The sequence below is a fragment of the uncultured Stenotrophomonas sp. genome, from assembly GCF_963519925.1.
Lineage (GTDB): Bacteria > Pseudomonadota > Gammaproteobacteria > Xanthomonadales > Xanthomonadaceae > Stenotrophomonas > Stenotrophomonas maltophilia_AE.
Genome location: NZ_CAUQPH010000068.1, coordinates 1 through 17,865, shown reverse-complemented (window position 1 = coordinate 17,865; position 17,865 = coordinate 1). Strand labels below are relative to the sequence as shown.

11 protein-coding genes and 1 pseudogene are annotated in these 17,865 nt (G+C 67.3%); 5 read left to right on the top strand and 7 right to left on the bottom strand.

The genetic code is table 11. The features are described 5' to 3' along the window. Nucleotides 1–171: 171 nt before the first annotated feature. From RWO33_RS12695 to RWO33_RS12685, 3 genes are all read left to right on the top strand, one after another. Nucleotides 172–2,292 (top strand): TonB-dependent receptor, encoded by a 2,121-nt coding sequence (locus tag RWO33_RS12695; protein WP_314105211.1) that lies wholly within the window; start codon nt 172–174, stop codon nt 2,290–2,292. Between the two features lie 110 nt (nt 2,293–2,402). Beyond that, a complete protein-coding gene (locus RWO33_RS12690) occupies nt 2,403–2,819 on the top strand; it encodes a hypothetical protein (protein WP_314105209.1) in 417 nt (138 codons plus the stop codon). A 28-nt stretch (nt 2,820–2,847) separates the two neighbouring features. Next, complete coding sequence (locus RWO33_RS12685; protein ID WP_314105207.1) at nt 2,848–3,525, top strand: MarC family protein; 678 nt, start codon at nt 2,848–2,850, stop codon at nt 3,523–3,525. A gap of 91 nt (nt 3,526–3,616) precedes the next feature. Here the strand turns inward: RWO33_RS12685 and RWO33_RS12680 are convergent, their stop codons facing one another. From RWO33_RS12680 to RWO33_RS12665, 4 genes and pseudogenes are all read right to left on the bottom strand, one after another. After that, nucleotides 3,617–3,976, bottom strand: a complete 360-nt coding sequence (locus tag RWO33_RS12680; RefSeq protein ID WP_314105205.1) for a hypothetical protein — start codon at nt 3,974–3,976, stop codon at nt 3,617–3,619. Then, nucleotides 3,973–4,758 (bottom strand): annotated as a pseudogene (locus RWO33_RS12675) (SGNH/GDSL hydrolase family protein). The gene RWO33_RS12680 and the pseudogene RWO33_RS12675 overlap by 4 nt, the downstream one beginning before the upstream one ends. A 1-nt stretch (nt 4,759) precedes the next feature. Further along, on the bottom strand, nt 4,760–7,132 hold the full coding sequence (locus RWO33_RS12670; RefSeq protein ID WP_314105204.1) for a GH92 family glycosyl hydrolase: 2,373 nt from the start codon (nt 7,130–7,132) through the stop codon (nt 4,760–4,762). A 229-nt stretch (nt 7,133–7,361) separates the two neighbouring features. After that, a complete protein-coding gene (locus RWO33_RS12665; RefSeq protein ID WP_314105202.1) occupies nt 7,362–9,818 on the bottom strand; it encodes a prolyl oligopeptidase family serine peptidase in 2,457 nt (818 codons plus the stop codon). Between the two features lie 167 nt (nt 9,819–9,985). Here RWO33_RS12665 and RWO33_RS12660 point away from each other — a divergent pair, with 167 nt between their 5' ends. Together RWO33_RS12660 and RWO33_RS12655 are read left to right on the top strand one after the other, a co-directional pair. After that, nucleotides 9,986–10,762, top strand: coding sequence for a HipA family kinase (locus RWO33_RS12660; RefSeq protein WP_314105200.1), 777 nt, complete (start codon nt 9,986–9,988; stop codon nt 10,760–10,762). Beyond that, nucleotides 10,740–11,129, top strand: a complete 390-nt coding sequence (locus RWO33_RS12655) for a DUF3037 domain-containing protein (protein ID WP_314105198.1) — start codon at nt 10,740–10,742, stop codon at nt 11,127–11,129. Before RWO33_RS12660 ends, RWO33_RS12655 begins: the two co-directional genes overlap by 23 nt. A 271-nt stretch (nt 11,130–11,400) precedes the next feature. Here RWO33_RS12655 and RWO33_RS12650 read toward each other — a convergent pair whose 3' ends face one another. The 3 genes from RWO33_RS12650 to gyrA form a co-directional block, all read right to left on the bottom strand. Further along, nucleotides 11,401–11,850, bottom strand: a complete 450-nt coding sequence (locus RWO33_RS12650) for a transposase (protein WP_314105197.1) — start codon at nt 11,848–11,850, stop codon at nt 11,401–11,403. A gap of 126 nt (nt 11,851–11,976) precedes the next feature. Continuing rightward, entirely contained in the window at nt 11,977–14,526 is a 2,550-nt protein-coding gene (locus RWO33_RS12645; protein WP_314105194.1) for a membrane-bound PQQ-dependent dehydrogenase, glucose/quinate/shikimate family, read from the bottom strand. A 307-nt stretch (nt 14,527–14,833) separates the two neighbouring features. Next, entirely contained in the window at nt 14,834–17,548 is a 2,715-nt protein-coding gene (gyrA, locus tag RWO33_RS12640) for a DNA gyrase subunit A (protein ID WP_314105192.1), read from the bottom strand. Nucleotides 17,549–17,865: the final 317 nt, after the last annotated feature.

Here is a 17,865-nt window from a genome sequence, read left to right as displayed (position 1 = left end):
GACCACGCACTGTCTGGGCCGGCCAACGGCCGGCGCTACCGGTCATCGCGCCGCCATACGCGGCCGGCGGGTGACGGAATGCGGGCAACCTGTTAACTTTCGCGGCCACTGCTCGGTTTACAGGCATCCGCCTCGCTACCGTCTGCCCTATCCCGCATTGATCCCAGACGCATGCCCCTTCTCCTGTCGCTGCACCGCCCTGCCCTGTCCGCGTTGACCCTGGCGCTTTCTGCCGTCCTCGCCACCCACGCCCACGCCGCCCCGGCCGACAGACCCACCACCCTCGACGCGGTCAATGTCACCGCCGCCACCGCCACCGAGGAGGCCCGCGCCGCACTCAAGCGCGTTCCCGGCGCCGGTAATGTGGTCGACCTGACCCGTGCCGATGGCCGCCTGGCCGGCACCGCCGATGTACTCGCCTACCAGCCGGGCGTCAGCGCGCAGTCGCCCGGCAACGAAGGTGCCAAGGTGTCCATCCGCGGTTCGGGCATCAATCGCGGCCCGGGCGCGCATGCGTCGGGCATATCGGTTTCGCTCGACGGCCTGCCGCTCACCGGCCCGGGCGGTACGCCCTATGAACTGCTGGAGCCGCTGTGGCTGGGCCGGGCCGAAGTCCTGCGCGGTGCCAATGGCTTCGAACGCGGTGCGCTCGCGCTGGGCGGTGCGATCAACTACGTCAGTCGCAGCGGGCGCGATGCCGCCGGGCTGGAACTGCAGTACGAAGCCGGCAGCCGTGGCTACCAGAAGCGCAGCGTGGGCTATGGCGGCGTGTCCGGCGCGGTCGACTATTACCTCAACTACACCGACACCGAGTACGGCGGCTACCAGCAGCATGCCGCCGGCGACGGCAAGGGCGCGATGGCCAACGTCGGCTGGCAGATCAGCCCCCAGTTGGAAACCCGCTTCTTCCTGCGCTATCGCGAAACCAACCATGAAACTCCCGGGCGTCTGACCCCCGCGCAGATCCGCAATGATCCGCGCGCGGCCAATCCGGCCAACCTGGCCATCGACGCGCGCCGGCCGCAGCCGGGCAGCACCTGGCTGGGCAACATGACCACGCTGCAGATCGACGATGCGTCGTCGCTGCAGGCCGGACTGGTGTACCACCACTACCCGATGGACTTGAACGAGAGCCTGTACCGCCAGCAGCTCGACTACACCAACCTCAACGCGACGCTCGATTACCGCCGCCAGCACACCCTGTTCGGCCGCGAGAGCGCGACCACGCTCGGGCTGCGGGTCACCCATGACCTGGATGCGGACGTACGCGAAACCCTGCGCTACCCCAGCAACGGCTTCCCGGCCGGCACGCATACCCGCGATTTCTCCCACCACGGCACCAACGCCTCACTGCACCTCGGCAACGACCTGGCACTCAGCGATACCCTGCGCCTGCAGACCGGGCTGGCGCTGATCAACACCCGCAAGGACGTGCAGGTGACCTGGCCGTCGACGCCGGAGCGGCTGTCGGGCAGCGAGTGGGATTACGCGCCGCGGCTGGGGTTCACCTGGCAGCAGACGGCAGCCACGCAGTGGTTCGGCAACCTGAGCCGCTCGGTGGAACCGGCGCATCCGTGGTCGATGATCTGGGGCTCGAACCGCTACTTCGCCCCCGGCAACGGCGCCAGCAGCGGCCGCCAGCGCGCGCCGGTGGACCTGCGGAACCAGACCGCCACCACGCTGGAGCTCGGCGCGCGCGGCGACAGTGCGCTGGGCACCTGGGAACTGACCGGCTACTACGCGCAGGTGCGGCATGAACTGCTCAGCGTGGAAGTGGTGCCGGTGCCGAACCTGTTCGTGGCCGAGAACAACGCCAGCCCCACCGTGCACCGTGGCATCGAGGCAGGACTGGACAGCACCCTCTGGCGGGGCAGCGAAGGTCGGCTCTCGCTGCGCCAGGCGTATACCTTCAGCGACTTCCGCTACCGCCATGACGACCGCTTCGGCCGCAATCGCCTGCCGGGGTTGCCGCGCCATTATTACCAGGGCGAACTGCGTTTCGACCACCCCAATGGCTTCTACGCGGCACTCAACACCGAGTACGCGTCGTCGATGTTCGTCGACTATGCCAACAGTTTCCGCGCCGACAGCCACCTGATCTTCGGCACGCGCGTGGGCTTCGATGCCCCGAACGGTCGCTGGCAGGCCTGGGCGGAGCTGCGCAACGTCGGCGACCGCCACTACGCCGCGACGGTGACGCCCGGCTATGGCGACGCCGGCCGCGACGTGGCGCGCTCGACCCCCGGCGATGGTCGCGGTGTTTACGCGGGCGTGCGTTGGCGATTCGAATGAGGGTGCCCGGCCGCCAGTAGAAATACTGGCGCCCGGCGCATCTATTGCCGTAGCGGCGCGCGTCGGTGCGGCGGACACTGGAACCTCCCTGGCCGCCCTGCGGAGTTCCCGTGAACCAGTCCATTCCCGTGCTTGCCTGTGCCCTGCTGCTCGGCTTGGGCGCAGCCGCCACCTGCCATGCGCAGACGCCCGGTGACACCGCCGAACAGCGTTTCACCGCCTTGGACAAGAACGGCGACGGCCAGGTCAGCGAGGACGAATACGATGGCGCGGCCCTGTTCCGCCTGCTCGATGTCGACCACAACTACCGGGTGGGGGTCGAGGACATCCAGTCGGTGCTCGGTCCGGACCGCGACGGCCAGCTCAGCGCGGCCGACCGCATCCGCGTGGCCGACCTCAACGGCGACGGCGAGCTGACCGAAGAAGAAGTCAGCCGCGTGACCGACATGCGCTTCCAGTCGCTGGACGCCAACCACGACAACAACCTGACCCTGACCGAACTGCGGGCTGGGTTCTGGCGACCCTGAGTAGCCGGGCTCCTGCGCGCCCTTCCCCATGTGGAATGAATTCAGCCACACCTTCCTGGTCATCTTCACCAGCCTGCTGCCGGTGATCAATCCGCCGGGAGCGGCGCTGATGGTGCTCGGGCTGCTGCCCGATGCCACGGCCGCCCAGCGCGGCCGGGTCGCACGCGCGGTGGCGTTCAACAGCCTGGTGATGCTTGCAGTGTCGGTCAGCGTCGGGGCGTGGGTGCTGTCCTTTTTCGGCATCTCCATCCCGGTATTGCGCCTGGCCGGCGGGCTGGTGATTGCCGCCACCGGCTGGCGCCTGCTGCAGGCACCGGCGCAGGCCGAACGCAGCTCGGTGGCCGGCGCCGCCGAAGCGGAAGCGCGCCACGACCTGGATGCCACGGTGGAGTCGCAGACGTTCTACCCGTTCACCCTGCCGCTGACCGTGGGCCCCGGTGCGATCGCGGTGGCGACCGCCGTCGGCACCACCTTGCCCAAGGACGGGCCGGAGTCGGTGCATGTCGTCGCGGCAGGCTGCGCGCTGCTGGCATTGAGCGTGCTGATCTACCTGTGCATGCGCTACGCCGGACGGCTGCAGGACCTGTTGGGCCCCACCGGCATGCAGGTCATGCTGCGCCTGCTGGCCTTCGTGATCCTGTGCATCGGTGTCGAGATCGGCTGGATGGGGCTGTCCGAGCTGCTGGGACTGCCAGTGGCGCATTGATCGGCCGGGCTTGACCCAGGTCAGGGCGCCCCGCGGTGAAGGAGCGGCTGCGTCGCCTGGTGCAGGCCCAGCCTCGATGCCGCCGTTGAGCTCAGACCAGCGAACCCAGCATGAAGTAAGGCAGGTACATCGCAAACAGCAGGCCCACCGAGCCCAGCAGGCCTGCGCCAAGGCCCAGCAGCCCGGCCAGAATACGGCCGGCGATAGGCGGGCCGAGATACCAGCACGCCCCCACCAGCACCGGCGCCAGCCAGGCCAGCAGATAACCCTGGCTGTAGACGCGGCTGATCCACGGCAGTGCCTGGCCGGCGCTGCCAAACATCTCCACGAACTGCGGCAGCAGCAGTGCCCCGAACAGGGTCACCACGAACGCCATGGCCACACTGGCGGCCAACCCCACCCAGGGCAGGATGCCGGCACTGCGCTGCAGGAGCGGATGGGCGAGGTTCACCTGCGCGGCTCGAGCGCGCGTTCGACCGCCGCCTGCGCCAACGGCGCCATCCGCGCATATCCTGCCGCAGTGGGATGCACGCCATCGGCCGCGAGGGCCGGATCCAGGCCGCCCTTCGCGTTGGCAAGCGCCGCGTAGTAGTCGAGCCAGACCAGCTCCCGCTCACGTGCGTAGGCGTGCAGCGCCGCGTTCAACGCCCTGACCTTGCCCGCAGGCTGCACGGCTGGCTACCACGGGTATTCGCTGACCGGCAGCACCGAGGACAACACAACGGCGATGCCGTGCGCGCGGGCCAGGTCGACCATCGCGTGCAGGTTGTCCTCGATCATTCCCTGCGTGCTCGGGCCGGTGTTGCCGGCGATGTCATTGGTTCCTGCCAGGATCACCACCACCGCCGGATGAAGCGCGATCACATCCTGCTGGAAGCGCAGCAGCATCTGCGCGGTGGTCTGCCCGGAAATGCCACGGTTGAGGTAGTCCTTGCCCGGGAAGAAACCCGGGCTGCCGGTGGCGCCCCACCCTTCAGTGATCGAATCGCCATAGAACACCACGCGCGGTGAACCGCCGACCGGCGCCGGCAGCGTGGCGTTTTCCGCACGATAGCGCTGCAGTTGCGGCCAGTCGGCAAGGCGCTGCTGCATGAAGCGGACCTCATCCGGCGTCACCTGCGCCACCGGTTTGAGCAACAGCGGGTTGGTGGCCGGGGTTTCAGCAGCAGCGACCATGAGAGGGGCCAAGGTAATGGCAGCCAAAAGCGCTGCCGTGAATGTCCGTGCGCGCATGTCAGTTCGGCCCGTACGACGGTGGCAGCGTGGCGGTGCCCCACTGCGTGTTCTTCGCCTTGCCCAGTTCAAACTCCAGCGTGCCGCCCTTCTCCACCACGCTGGTCGGCAGCCAGCTGGCTTCGCTGGGCTTGCCGTCCACGCGCAGCGACTGCACGTAGGGTGCGTCCATCGCCGCGCCGTTGGCCGTGATGGTGAGGGTGGCGCCGGGGCGCTGGATGACTGCTTCGCGGAACAGCGGGCTGCCGATCACCAGGTCGGCACGGCCCGGGTACAGCGGGTACAGGCCCAGCGCCGACCACACGTACCACGACGACATCTGGCCCAGGTCATCGTTGCCGGGCATGCCTTCGGGCGCATTGGTCCAGATCTGGCGCATGGCTTGGCGCACGGTTTCCTGTGTTTTCCAGGGCTGGCCGACGAAGTTGTACAGCCACGGCGCCGCCACCGAGGGTTCGTTGTCCAGCTCAGCATGCAACGGGCCGGACTTGGTCACCGCCCACGCGCCATCTTCCTTGCGGAAGAACGCATCCAGGCGCTGGATGGCCGCGTCACGGCCGCCGAGCGTGGCGATCAGCCCGGCCGGGTCGAATGGCACCATCCACAGGTATTGCGCACCGCTGCCTTCGACGAATTCCTCATCCGAGGCCGGGTCGAACACCGGCCAGCTGCCATCGGCATTGCGCGGCTGGATGTAGCCGGCCTGCGCCGTGGCCTTGGGGTTGTACAGGTTGCGCCACCAGCCGGAGCGTTCGCGGAACAGCGCCGCGCCCTGTTTGTCGCCTGCGGCGTTGGCCAGTTCGGCAAGGCCGAAATCGGCGGCCGCCATCTCCAGCGTATCCGACGCGGTGCCCCAACCCGGCGCACCCACCGGCATGTACTTCAGTGCCATCCACTGGTCCAGGCCCGGCCGCTGGCCGACGCACAGTACCGGGCAGCCGCGCCGGCTGAGGTCGCGTTCGGTCGGCACCGTGGCCGCCTGCTTGAGCGAAGCGTAGGCGCGTTTGAGGTCGAAGTTGCGACCGCCGAACGCGTGGATCGCAGCCACCGACGGCGGCGACGGATCGCCGTTCATCACACCGGTGGCACCGGTCAGGTGCGTCCAGCGGTCCCACACGCCGCCGTTCTGGTCGGCCTGGCTGAGCAGCGACTGCGCGATGTCCGAACCGACCTGCGGCTGCAGCAGCGTGACCAGCTGCAGCTGCGAGCGGTACACGTCCCAGCCCGAGTAGTTGGCGTACTGCGCACGCTGGCCCTTCGCCAACGTGTGCACCTTGCCGTCCATGCCCCGGTAGCGGCCATCGCCGTCACTGAACAGGTTGGGCGCCAGCAGCGTGTGGTACAGCGCGGTGTAGAACACGGTGCGTTCGTCGGGGGTTCCGCCGGCCACGCGCACCTGGCCCAGTGTCTTGTTCCACTCGGCGCGGGTCGCGGCCTGGGTGGCTTCCACAGTGGTGCCGGCCGGGCTTTCGCGGCGCAGGTTGGCGCGCGCGCCGGCCTCGTCGACGTAGGAAATGCCGATGCGTGCAGTCACCTTCGGGCTGCGCTTGGGATCGAAGGTGATCCAGCCGCCGGCGCCCTTTCCTACGGGTGGATGGCCCTGCGTGCCGTAGGTCGTGCCACCGCCCCCCTCGCGTGCGCCGGGCTGCACGGTTTCGTCGCGCCAGGTGCCCCCGACCTCGAACGGCTGGTCGAACTCGGCCACGAAATGCAGGGTGTAGTAACTTTCGCGGCGATCTTCAGCGAGGTAACCGCAGAAGTTGCCGGCCGTGACCGAACCGCGCACGGTGCGCGTGGCCGGGTCGATGACGATGCTCGAATCGGTGCTGCCCACTTCGCTGTCGGAGGTCCGGAACAGCAGGTTGGCCGGCTTGTCGGCCGGGAATTCGAACTGGCCCACGGCGGTACGCGCGGTGGCGCCCAGGTTCACCACCACGCCGTTGTCGAGGGTGAGCTGGTAAGCGCCGGGGCTGGCGCTTTCGCGTTTGTGGTCGAGCACGCTCGCGTAGCGCAGGGCGGCGTCAGCCGAAGACGGCGACAGTTCCACCTTGCTGGTGACCGGCATGATCGGAATATCACCGCTGGCGCCGGTACAGCCGGTGCCGGACACATGGGTCAGGCTGAAGCCGCGCACGCCGTTGCCGCGCCACTCATAGCCACCGGGCGCCGCAATGGCGAAGCGCTTTCCGGGCAGCGGGGTCATTTCGGGACTGAAAGCCACCATGCCGAACGGCACCGACGGACCGGGATACACGTTGCCCGCGTTGGTGGTACCGATGAAGGGATTGACCTCGGCGGCGAGGTCGGCCGCCTGCAGGGCGCAGGGGGCAGTTGTCAGGACAAGCGAAGCAGCAACCAGCATCGAACGGTGCACGACGAACTCCCAGAGCGGAAAGGACGGACCATCAACGTAGCGCCACGCCCCGCGTGGCCAGATCGATTGTATCGATCTAAACCCGCTCTGCAATGCAACTGATGGCACCCCCGCGGCTGCGGTACATCCCCCGCCACCGCCGCCCCGCTCCGTAGAGCCACGCCCTGCGTGGCTGCGGGACATCTCCGCGACCTGCAGCCACGCAGGGCGTGGCTCTACGATGTTCGGGTTACTTCGCGTTCTTCACGTAGGTGTCGAACCAGTTGAGCATTTCCGAAACCAGCTGTTCGTTCGACTCCAGTGCGGTGTACCAGTGCGGTTCGTTGGGCAGCATCACCAGCCGGGTGATGCCGCCGTTGCCGCGGATCGCCTGGTAGAGCTTGCGCGACTGGAACGGTTCGGTACCCGGGTTAGCGTCGTCCTCGCCGTGGACCAGCAGCAGCGGCAGCTTGATCTTGTCCGCATAGAAGAACGGCGAGGCCTTCAGGTACACGTCCTGCGCCTGCCACACCGAACGCCGCTCGTTCTGGAAGCCGAACGGGGTGAAGGTCTTGTTGTACGAGCCGCTGGTGGCCACGCCGGCCTTGAACAGATCCGTGTGCGCGATCAGGTTGGCGGTCATCAGCCCACCATGGCTGTGCCCGGTGACGCCGATCCGCTTGCGGTCGACCACGCCCAGGTCCACCGCCTTGTCGACCGCAGCCCTGGCATCGGCTTCGAGCTGCTCCAGGTAGGTGTCGTAGGCGGTCTTGGGGTCGCCGACGATGGGGAACGAGGCGTTGTCGATGATCGCGTAGCCCGCCAACAGCATCAGCCGGTACGGTGCCAGGCGGGTGAAGGTCTGCTGCGAACCCGATACCTGCCCGGCCTGCGCGGCATTGGCGAAGTCGGCCGGATAGGCATACAGGATGGCCGGCACGCGCTGGCCATCCCGGTAACCCGGCGGCGTGTACAGGGTGAACGACAGATCCACGCCATCGGCGCGTTTGTACGTCACCAGACGCTTTTTGATCTGGCGCACTTCCGGGGTCGGGTCGGTGAGGCGGGTCAGCGCGCTGGCGGTGGAGGTGTACTGCGCCTCGCCTTCCTTCGCGCTGGCCGCGCGTTCGCCCTGCTGGCGCAGGAACGCATTCGGCGGGTCCATCGCCGACTGGTGCCAGGTCAGGTAGCGGCCAGGGGTGGCGGTCAGGCCCAACACCTGTTCATAGGCGTCGGCGTCACTGCGGAACAGGCGCTCGGTCTTGAGCGTGCCCAGGTCCAACCGGTCCAGGAACGGACGGTCGCCCTGCGGCGAACTGCCCTGCCCGCGCAGGAACACGAAGCTGCCGTCCTGGCGCACCACCGGCGCGCCGTTGGGCAGGCGCTTGAACACCAGGTTGCCCGGGTCGGCATACAGCTCATCGCTGGACAGGTCCCAGAGCAGGCGGCCTTCCTGTTTCGGCTGGTCGACATCGACGATGCGGGTCTGGCGCCAATGGCGGTTCTCATCGTTCTCGAACAGGAATGACACGGCCGGGTCCGCGCTCCAGGCAATGCCTTCGAAGCGCTGCGCGGTCCGCGCGATTTCCTGCGGTTTGGCGGAGAACGGTGCCTTCAGCGCCAGCACGCGGTCGCGGTGCGGCACGGTGACTTTCCAGTCGCCCTTGTCCAGCGCTTCGGCATAGACCAGCGTGGCCGGATCGGTGGAGCGCCAGTCGAAGTCGCGCGGGCCTTCGGGCACGCCGTGCACCGGCACGCGGTCGGCCAGCGGCAGGCTGGCGATGGGCGTGCTGCGGCCCGAGCCCAGGTCGAGCACCGCAACGTCATTGGCGAAACGCTGGTAGGTCACCGCGTGCGAGAACGGCGCCTTGAGGGTTTCGGTGAGCACATGCACGCCATCGGGGGCGGCATTGACCTCGTTGTACAGCGCCGGCGCGCCGATGGCGCGCACGCTGCCCGCGCTGGCGTCCACCACTGCCAGCTGCGAGGCACCGTAGTACGCGAACAGCTTTTCGTCATGCGCGCTGGTCAGGGTGTCACGGGCTTCGTAGGTACTGCTCTCGCCGCTGCTGCCCAGCGATTCCTGAACGTCCGGGCCACCCGGTCCGTTGCCGCTGCTCGGGGCCGGCCCCTGGTTGGCCAGCACGGTCTTGACCAGCAGTTGCCGGCCACCGCCGAGCCACTGCACGGTGTAGCCGAAGATCGGATTCAACTGCACCCCGGGGATCTGCTTGACCTGGCCGGTCTGTGCATCACCGACCCACAGCTGCACCGAGGTCTCGACCGCGTTCTGGAACGCGAAGTGGCTGCCATCGGCCGACCATTGCGCCACCCCGGCACAGCCCTTCGGCAGCGCGACCTTGGTGGTGCGGGCGGTGCCGACATCCACCAGCGAGAAATCGGCGACACAGGCCGGAATGCCGTAGCCGCCCTGGGTATCGTGGCGGCTGCGGTTCTTCGGTTCCAGCCGCACGCCGGCCAGCTTGAGATACGGCTGGGCAACGCGCTCGATCGACGGATAGGTCTGTAGCGTGGTCAGCAGCAGCCGCTGCCCGCTCGGGTCCAGGCTGGGCTGCGGCGGTGGCGGCGCCTTGAGCACCTTGAGCAGCTGCTCCGGCGGTTTGGCGTAATCGGCGAAGGCCGGCGCGGCAAGGCTGAGCGCGGCCAAGGAAACGGCGGTGGCCAAGCAGGTACGACGGATGAGCATCCAGATCCCCTTCAAGGTGTGGGCTGCGGCGGCGCGCGAATGGCCGTCATGCCTGGGAATCTAGCACCGGGCTCCGTTGCGGCAATGGGCCGAAAGCACTGGGTGGGCGGCTGGCGTGGGTGCGCCCACGGTAAGATGGCGCTGCTTGTTCGTTCACTGGACTCCCCTTGCGTACCGTACACGCACTGCGTTACATCACACCGCTCCGCGAGGGCGGCTCCCTGCCAGCCGTGGTCGAGACCGACGACGACGGCATGGTGGTGCTCAAATTCCGCGGCGCCGGCCAGGGCCCGAAGGCGCTGATTGCCGAGCTGATCGCCGGCGAGATGGCGCGTACGCTGGGCCTGCCGATTCCGGAGATCGTGTTCGTCGAACTGGACCGCGAATTCGCCCGGACCGAGCCGGACCCGGAGATCCAGGACCTGATCCGCGCCAGCGAAGGGCTCAACCTGGGCAGCGACTACCTGCCGGGTGCGATCAACTACGACCCGGCGGCGATGCCGGTCGACGCCGACCTTGCCTCGCGCATCGCCTGGTTCGATGCCTTCACCAGCAACGTGGACCGCACTGCGCGCAATCCCAACCTGATGGTGTGGCACCGCCAGTTGTACCTGATCGACCATGGCGCGGCGATGTACTTCCACCACGACTGGGCCAACGCGGGCGATGTCTGCGAGAAGCCGTTCGTGCTGATCCGCGACCAGGTGCTGTTGCCGTTCGCGTCGAAGATCGCGGAGGTGGACGGCGCGCTGGCCGCGCGGCTGCCGGATGCGGAAATCGAGCGCATTGTCGGGCTGGTTCCGGACAGCTGGCTGGTGGACGAACCGACCTTCGACAGCCCGGTGGCGTACCGCAAGGCCTATGTCGATTACCTGAAGTGCCGCCTGCAGGCGCGCGCGGCGTTCGTACAGGAGGCCATCCGTGCCCACGCTGCATACGTATGACTATGCGGTCATCCGCGTGGTACCGCGGGTGGAACGCGAAGAGTTCATCAATGTCGGGGTGATCGTGTCCTGCCCGGGCGCGAAGCACCTGCAGGCGGCGATCGAGATCGACCCGGCTCGGATGCAGGCGTTTGCGCCTTCGCTGGATGTGGATGCGTTGCAGCCGTGGTTGGATGCGATCGTGGCGATCTGTCGTGGGGATGCCACCGCGGGCCCGATCGCACAGCTGCCGGCGCGTGCGCGCTTTCATTTTCTCACCGCCAAGCGCAGTTCGGTGGTGCAGATGTCGAGCACGCACGTGGGACGGACCGCAGATCCGGAAGGCGTGGTGGAACACCTGATGCGGAAGATGGTGCGGGTGGTGTGATCGTCGCGTGCGTCGCCGGGTCCATCATGGGTTGGGGGTTTACGCATGCAGATTGCAGCGGTAGCGCTGCGGTAGAGCCGACTGTTGGTCGGCTGCTTTTGCCCCTGCGGTAGAGCCGACTGTTAGTCGGCTGCTTTTGCCCCTGCGGTAGAGCCGACTGTTAGTCGGCTGATTTTGCTTTTGGAGGTTGATGTGCTGGTCGGGTGCTTTTTTGTTTCGCGGGGAGCAGCCGACTAACAGTCGGCTCTACCGTCGGCCTTGTTCCTTCCCTCTATAACTCCCATCTGCACCATGCGTGTGGATAGTCGCCTATCCGTTCCGCGAGGTTTGCACGTACTGGATTGGCAAGAATGTACATCGCCTGTTCGCGCAGTGATTCGTCGCTTCGGATCGCATGGTCGTAGTAGCCTGGCTGCCAGACGGCGCCGCCACGCTGCCCGCATCGATTCATCAGGTAACTGCTGCGGGCCTTGAAGCGCTGCACGCAATAGCCCAGCGTGTGGGCCCTCAGTTGCGCCAGCCAGTGAATATGGTCAGGCATGATGACCCATGCCAGTGAGGCGGTGAAGCCTTCTTCGTCCATCGCGCGAAGGGTTCGGCTCACGATCTGAACACATCGCTCGTCGTCGAAGCTGCGTTGCCGATGCTGGCATACCATGGTGAGCGCGTAGACGTTACCTATGTGGGACCACCGGCCATATTGGAGTTTTGGGCTGCTCATGGGGGCTACGATGCCGAACGCGTTTGGGCGTTGGCATCGGAGTAGTTCTCCTCTTTTGGGGTGGAAGCGGCCGACTGACGGTCGGCTCTGTCCTACCTTTCAGGAGCAGCCGACTAACAGTCGGCTCTACCGTGGGCTCTGCCCGTTCCTGCTGCCCTTCGGCAGCGCATACGCCATCACGTAATCCCCTGCCGGAGTCTCCATGAAATGGTGGCCGCCGGCCATGATGACCACGTATTGGCGGCCGTCGTATTCGTAGACCATCGGGTTGGCCTGGCCACCGGCCGGCAGCCTGGCGTGCCACAGCTCCTTGCCGGTTTTCAGGTCAATGGCGAGCAGCAGGTCGTCGGTGGCAGCGGCGATGAAGATCAGGCCGCTGGCGGTGACCGCGGAGCCGCCGTTGTTGGGTGTGCCGATCTCGATCGGCAATCCGCTGCGGATGCCGAACGGGCCGTTGCCGCGCGCGCTGCCGAACGGCCGGTCCCAGAGCAGCTGGCCACTGCGCAGGTCGATCGCACGGATGCCACCGTAGGGTGGCTGCTTGCACAGCAGCCGGGTCACCGGGAGGCGCCAACCTGCGTTGACGTCGATGGCATAGGGAGTGCCGGTCTGCGGGTCCCCCGCCCCTTCGGCACCCCCTCGGTCGGCGCGCACCAGTTCGCGCGGCACCCAGCCCTTGCGGTCCGCCTCGGCGCGCGGCACCAGCCGGTTGTAGTTGGGCATGTCGTTGTAGTTGGCCACGATCACGCCATGCCGCGTGTCCACCGCAACGCTGCCCCAGTCCGAGCCGCCGTTGTAGCCGGGGTATTCGATGGAGTGACGGTCAGCCGTCGGTGGCGTGTAGAAGCCCTGGTACCTCGCCCTGCGGAACTGGATGCGACACACCAGCTGGTCGATCGGGGTGATGCCCCACATGTCGCGCTCGGTCAGGTCGGGCTTGCGCAGCGTGTGGTACAGCGAGAACCGCTGGGTCGGCGCGCGTTGTTCGGGCTCAACTCCGCCACCGGGCACCGCGCGCTCTTCCGCCGGCGTCAGCAGTTCACCCGTGCGCCGGTCCAACACGTACAGGTCGCCCTGCTTGGTCGGAAGCAGGATCGCCGGCACCTTGCCGGCGGCGGTCGGGAAGTCGACCAGCGTGGCCTGTGAGCCGAGGTCGTAATCCCATACATCCTTGCGCACTGCCTGGAAGTTCCAGACTGGTTTTCCGGTGGCCACGTCCAGCGCCACCAGCGAGGTCGCATAACGGTCCTGGTTTTCGGTGCGCGATCCGCTCCAGTAGTCGCCCGCCGCGTTGCCCATCGGCAGGTATACCAGCCCCAGTTGTTCATCGCCGGTGGCCGTGGTCCACATGTTCGGGGTGCCACGCGTGTAGGTCTGGCCCTGTGGCGGCAAACCAGTGCGATCGGGCACGTCCATGTCCCAGGCCCAGCGCAGTTTTCCGGTCTGCGCGTCGTACGCCTGGATGACCCCGGACGGCGCGTCACGGCGCTGTCCGTCCAGTACCTGGTGCCCGGTGACGATCACGCCGCGCACGATCGCCGGCGGTGAGGTGATCGAGACATAGCCCGGCGGCACCTCGCCCATGCCCAGGGTGATGTCGACCTGGCCGTTGTTGCCGAACCCCGGGCACGGCCGGCCGGTGGCGGCATCCACCGCGATCAGCCGCCCGTCCAGCGTGCCCTCGATGATGCGGGCCGCGCACAGCGCGCGATTGCCGGGCGCCAGTGAACGCGTGCCGGCGGCGGGCAAGGAGGCGGGCAAGGCCAGGTCGGCGGCGACATCGGCAAGGACCGGGTCCACCTGCGGGACGCCCGGCACTTCGTAATAGGCCACGCCCCGGCAGGCGGCGGTATACGGGATGGCGGCGTCCCTGACCTTCGGGTTGAAGCGCCAGCGCTCCTTGCCGGTGGCCGCATCCAGCGCGATCAGCTGGTTGCGCGAGGTGCACAGGTACAGGCTGTCGCCGACCTTGAGCGGGGTGGTTTCCGCGCCCCAGCGCTTCTTCGGCAGGTCGCCGGTACGGAACCGCCAGGCCAGCTCCAGCGCGCCCACGTTGGCCGGCGTGATCTGCTGCAGCGGGGAATAGCGGGTGCCCGCGCTGCTGCGGCCCCAGGCGGTCCAGTCGCCCGGCTCCGGGTCGTCGGCCGGTTGCGTGCTGGCTTCGCGGGTCGGCGCCAGGCCGGTGCCGGTGGCGTCGACCGGGAACGCCTGGGTGCCGGCCACAGCGCCATGCGGTACGAACGCGAGCGCGAAGGCGATCACGAAGACCAGTCCCAGTACGCCGGCCACTGCCCGCGACACGCGCCGCGGCACCGGCGTGCGCAGGGTCGGCAGCAGCAGCGCCAGCAGGAAGCCGAGCGCGGTGACCAGGCCCAGGCGGGGTACCCAGCGCCAGTAGTCGCTGCCCGATTCCCACCCCGTCCACAGCAGCGTACCGACGAACACCAGCAGGTAGGCCCATGCGCCGGCGCGGCGATTGCCCCACAGCAGCACGCCGGCGGCGAGCAGCCCGACGCCGGCCAGCACGTAGTACCAGGAGCCGCCCAGTTGCGCGAGCCATGCGCCAAGGCCGCCCAGCACCAGACCGAGGAGGAGCAGGAGCAGCGCGAGCACGGTGATCAGGGGGTGGCGAGGCGGCACCCCGACGGGCGGTTCTGCGGTCGGCACAGCGGACATCGGTGTTCTCCCCGGTACGGCGGAACCCTGGATGCTGCCGGCCTCCCCTGCTGGCCGGCTTTTTTTTGAAGCTTATGCCTGTTCGAGGTTGTTGGGGGAGTTTTTTGCGGGACGTGGATGCACCGCCTGGGCCGACCAACGGTATGCCCGCCGTCCTGGCGGGCACCCTTCGGGCCGCCGCTTCGCGACGTTGAGCACGGCTCCTGCCGTTCTCTTCGGCGCTACCAAGGCAACTGCAGCGGTAGAGAGTCCAGAACGAAAAACGCCGGCACTGGGCCGGCGTTCTTCGTAGTGCGTTGCGGGTCGATCAACCCTGCGGGTTTTCGTCGCCTGCGACCGGTGCCGGGGCGGTGTCGACCGGCGTTGCCGCGACCTCCACCTCATCCTCGACATCGTCGATGGACGCATCCATCCGCTCCACCGCCTGCAGCTTCTCGTCCTTGGACAGGCGGATCAGGGTCACGCCCTGGGTGTTGCGGCCAACCCGCGAGATTTCCGAGCCACGGGTGCGGACCAGGGTGCCGCCGTCGGAGATCAGCAGAACCTCGTCGCGCGAGCCCATCAGCACCGCGCTGACCAGCTTGCCGTTGCGCTCGGTGGTCTGGATGCCGATCACGCCCTGGGTGCCGCGGCCCTTGCGCGGATAGTCCGGCAGAGGGGTGCGTTTGCCGTAGCCGTTCTCGGTCGCGGTCAGGATGTACAGCATGCTGTCGTCGTCACCGGCCTCGATCACGGCATCGCCGTTCTCGACCACGGCTTCCTCGACCTGCACCTCGTCTTCGTTCTCGTCATCGCTGCCGCCGGCACGCTCGGCCACGATCAGGCTGACCACTTCCTCGCCCTTGGCCATCTTGATGCCGCGTACGCCGGTGGCGGTACGGCCCATCGAGCGGACCCGGTCTTCGCCGAAGCGCACGGTCTTGCCGTTGGAGGCGAACAGCAGGATGTCGCGGTCGCCATCGGTCAGGCCGACGCCAACCAGCGCATCGCCCTCGTCGAGGTTGATGGCGATCTTGCCGCGCGCCAGGCGGAACGCGAACTCGCTGAGCGGGGTCTTCTTGACGGTACCGTTGCGGGTGGCGAAGAACACGAACTGGCCTTCGGCATACTCGCGTACCGGCAGCACGGCCTGCACCCGTTCACCGGATTCGAGCGGAATCCAGTTGATGATCGGGCGCCCGCGCGCGTTGGACCCGGCTTCGGGCAGCTGGTGAACCGGCAGCCAGAACACCTTGCCGGAACTGGTGAAGGTCAGCAGCGTGTCGTGGGTGTTGACCAGCCACAGCTGTTCGATGAAATCCTCTTCCTTGGTCGAGGCCGCGCTGCGGCCACGGCCGCCACGACGCTGGGCACGGTACGCACTTACCGGCTGGCGCTTGACGTAGCCGGCGTGCGACACGGTGACCACCACGTCTTCCGGCGCGATCAGGTCGAGGATGTCCAGGTCTTCTTCGCTGTGGCGGATCTCGGTGCGGCGTTCGTCGCCGAACTCGGTGCGCACGTTGATCAGCTCTTCGCGGATGACCTGCAGCAGGCGGTCCGGATCTTCCAGGATGTGGATCAGCCCGGCGATGGTTTCCAGCAGCTGCTTGTACTCTTCGGTCAGGCGGTCCTGCTCCAGCCCGGTCAGGCGGTGCAGGCGCATTTCCAGGATCTGGGTGGCCTGGATCTCGGTCAGCTGGTAGCCGCCTTCGATCAGGCCCACGCCCTTGGGCAGGTCTTCCGGACGCGAGGTCTCGGCACCGGCCGCGCCCAGCATCGAACCGACCAGGCCCGGTTCCCACAGGCGCGCAAGCATGCGCTCGCGGGCTTCGTTGGGGTTCGGCGAGGTCTTGATCAGTTCGATCATCTCGTCGATGTTGGCCAGCGCGACGGTCAGGCCTTCCAGCACGTGGGCGCGGGCGCGCGCCTTGCGCAGCTCGAACACGGTGCGGCGGGTGACCACTTCGCGGCGGTGGCGCACGAAGGCCTCGAGCATCTGCTTGAGGTTCATCAACTGCGGGCGGCCGTCGACCAGCGCCACCATGTTGATGCCGAACACCGACTCCATCTGGGTCTGCTGGTAGAGGTTGTTCAACACAACTTCCGCCGACTCGCCGCGCTTGATCTCGATGTAGATGCGCATGCCGTCCTTGTCGGACTCATCGCGCAGCTCGCTGATGCCTTCGAGCTTCTTTTCCTTGACCAGCTCGGCGATCTTCTCGATCAACCGGGCCTTGTTCACCTGGTACGGGATCTCGGTGACGATGATCGATTCGCGGCCGTTGTCGGCCACTTCGATATCGGCCCTGGCGCGAATGCGCACCCGACCACGCCCGGTGCGGTAGCCGGCCACGATGCCGGCGGTACCGTTGATAATGCCGGAGGTCGGGAAGTCCGGGCCCGGGATGTACTCCATCAGGCCGTCGACGTCGATGTCCGGGTTCTCGATCAGCGCGATGCACGCGTTGATCGACTCGGTCAGGTTGTGCGGCGGGATGTTGGTCGCCATGCCCACCGCGATACCGGCCGAACCATTGACCAGCAGGTTCGGGAACCGGGTCGGCATGACCGTCGGCTCCAGTTCCTTTTCGTCGTAGTTGGGTTGGAAATCGACGGTTTCCTTGTCGATGTCGGCCATCAGCTCATGGGTGAGCCGCGACATGCGCGCTTCGGTGTAACGCATCGCCGCGGCGGAGTCGCCGTCGACCGAGCCGAAGTTACCCTGGCCATCGACAAGCATGTAGCGCAGCGAGAACGGCTGCGCCATGCGCACCAGGGTGTCGTACACCGACTGGTCGCCATGCGGGTGGTACTTACCGATGACGTCACCGACGATACGCGCCGACTTGTAGTACGGCTTGTTGCTGTGCGCGTTCAGCTCATTCATCGCGTACAGCACGCGGCGATGCACCGGCTTGAGGCCATCGCGTGCATCCGGGAGGGCGCGCCCCACGATCACGCTCATGGCGTAATCGAGGTAGCTCTTGCGCATCTCGTCTTCCAGGTTGACCTGGATGATTTCCTTGGCGTTTTCTGCCATTCGGGTTCCGTTGTCTGGTAGCGGTCCAGTCCGCCGCGCCGGCCCTTGCGGGGCGGCGGCGTCGGAATCTCGATTAACTGATGGAGTCTACCACAACGAGGCAGTTTTAGCCGCTGTTTATGGGGTTTTTACCGGCAAGAATCAGGGACTTAGGTGCGGCTTCGGGACAATCGCGCACGGCCGCCGATGTGAGGGCCGATCGGCACCGCCTGGGCCGACCAACGGTCGGCGCTACCGCAACCCCACAGCGCCCATCATCCCCGTAGCGCCGGCCGTTGGCCGGCCCACGCAGCAACCCACCGTGCATTACGCCGGTA

Bases quoted from the DNA above. Each gene is read 5' to 3' on its own strand.
- RWO33_RS12695 (WP_314105211.1), top strand. From the start codon at position 172: ATGCCCCTTCTCCTGTCGCTGCACCGCCCTGCCCTGTCCGCGTTGACC.
- gyrA (WP_314105192.1), bottom strand. From the start codon at position 17,548: ATGGCAGAAAACGCCAAGGAAATCATCCAGGTCAACCTGGAAGACGAG.
- RWO33_RS12650 (WP_314105197.1), bottom strand. From the start codon at position 11,850: ATGAGCAGCCCAAAACTCCAATATGGCCGGTGGTCCCACATAGGTAAC.
- RWO33_RS12665 (WP_314105202.1), bottom strand. From the start codon at position 9,818: ATGCTCATCCGTCGTACCTGCTTGGCCACCGCCGTTTCCTTGGCCGCG.
- RWO33_RS12645 (WP_314105194.1), bottom strand. From the start codon at position 14,526: ATGTCCGCTGTGCCGACCGCAGAACCGCCCGTCGGGGTGCCGCCTCGC.
- RWO33_RS12685 (WP_314105207.1), top strand. From the start codon at position 2,848: ATGTGGAATGAATTCAGCCACACCTTCCTGGTCATCTTCACCAGCCTG.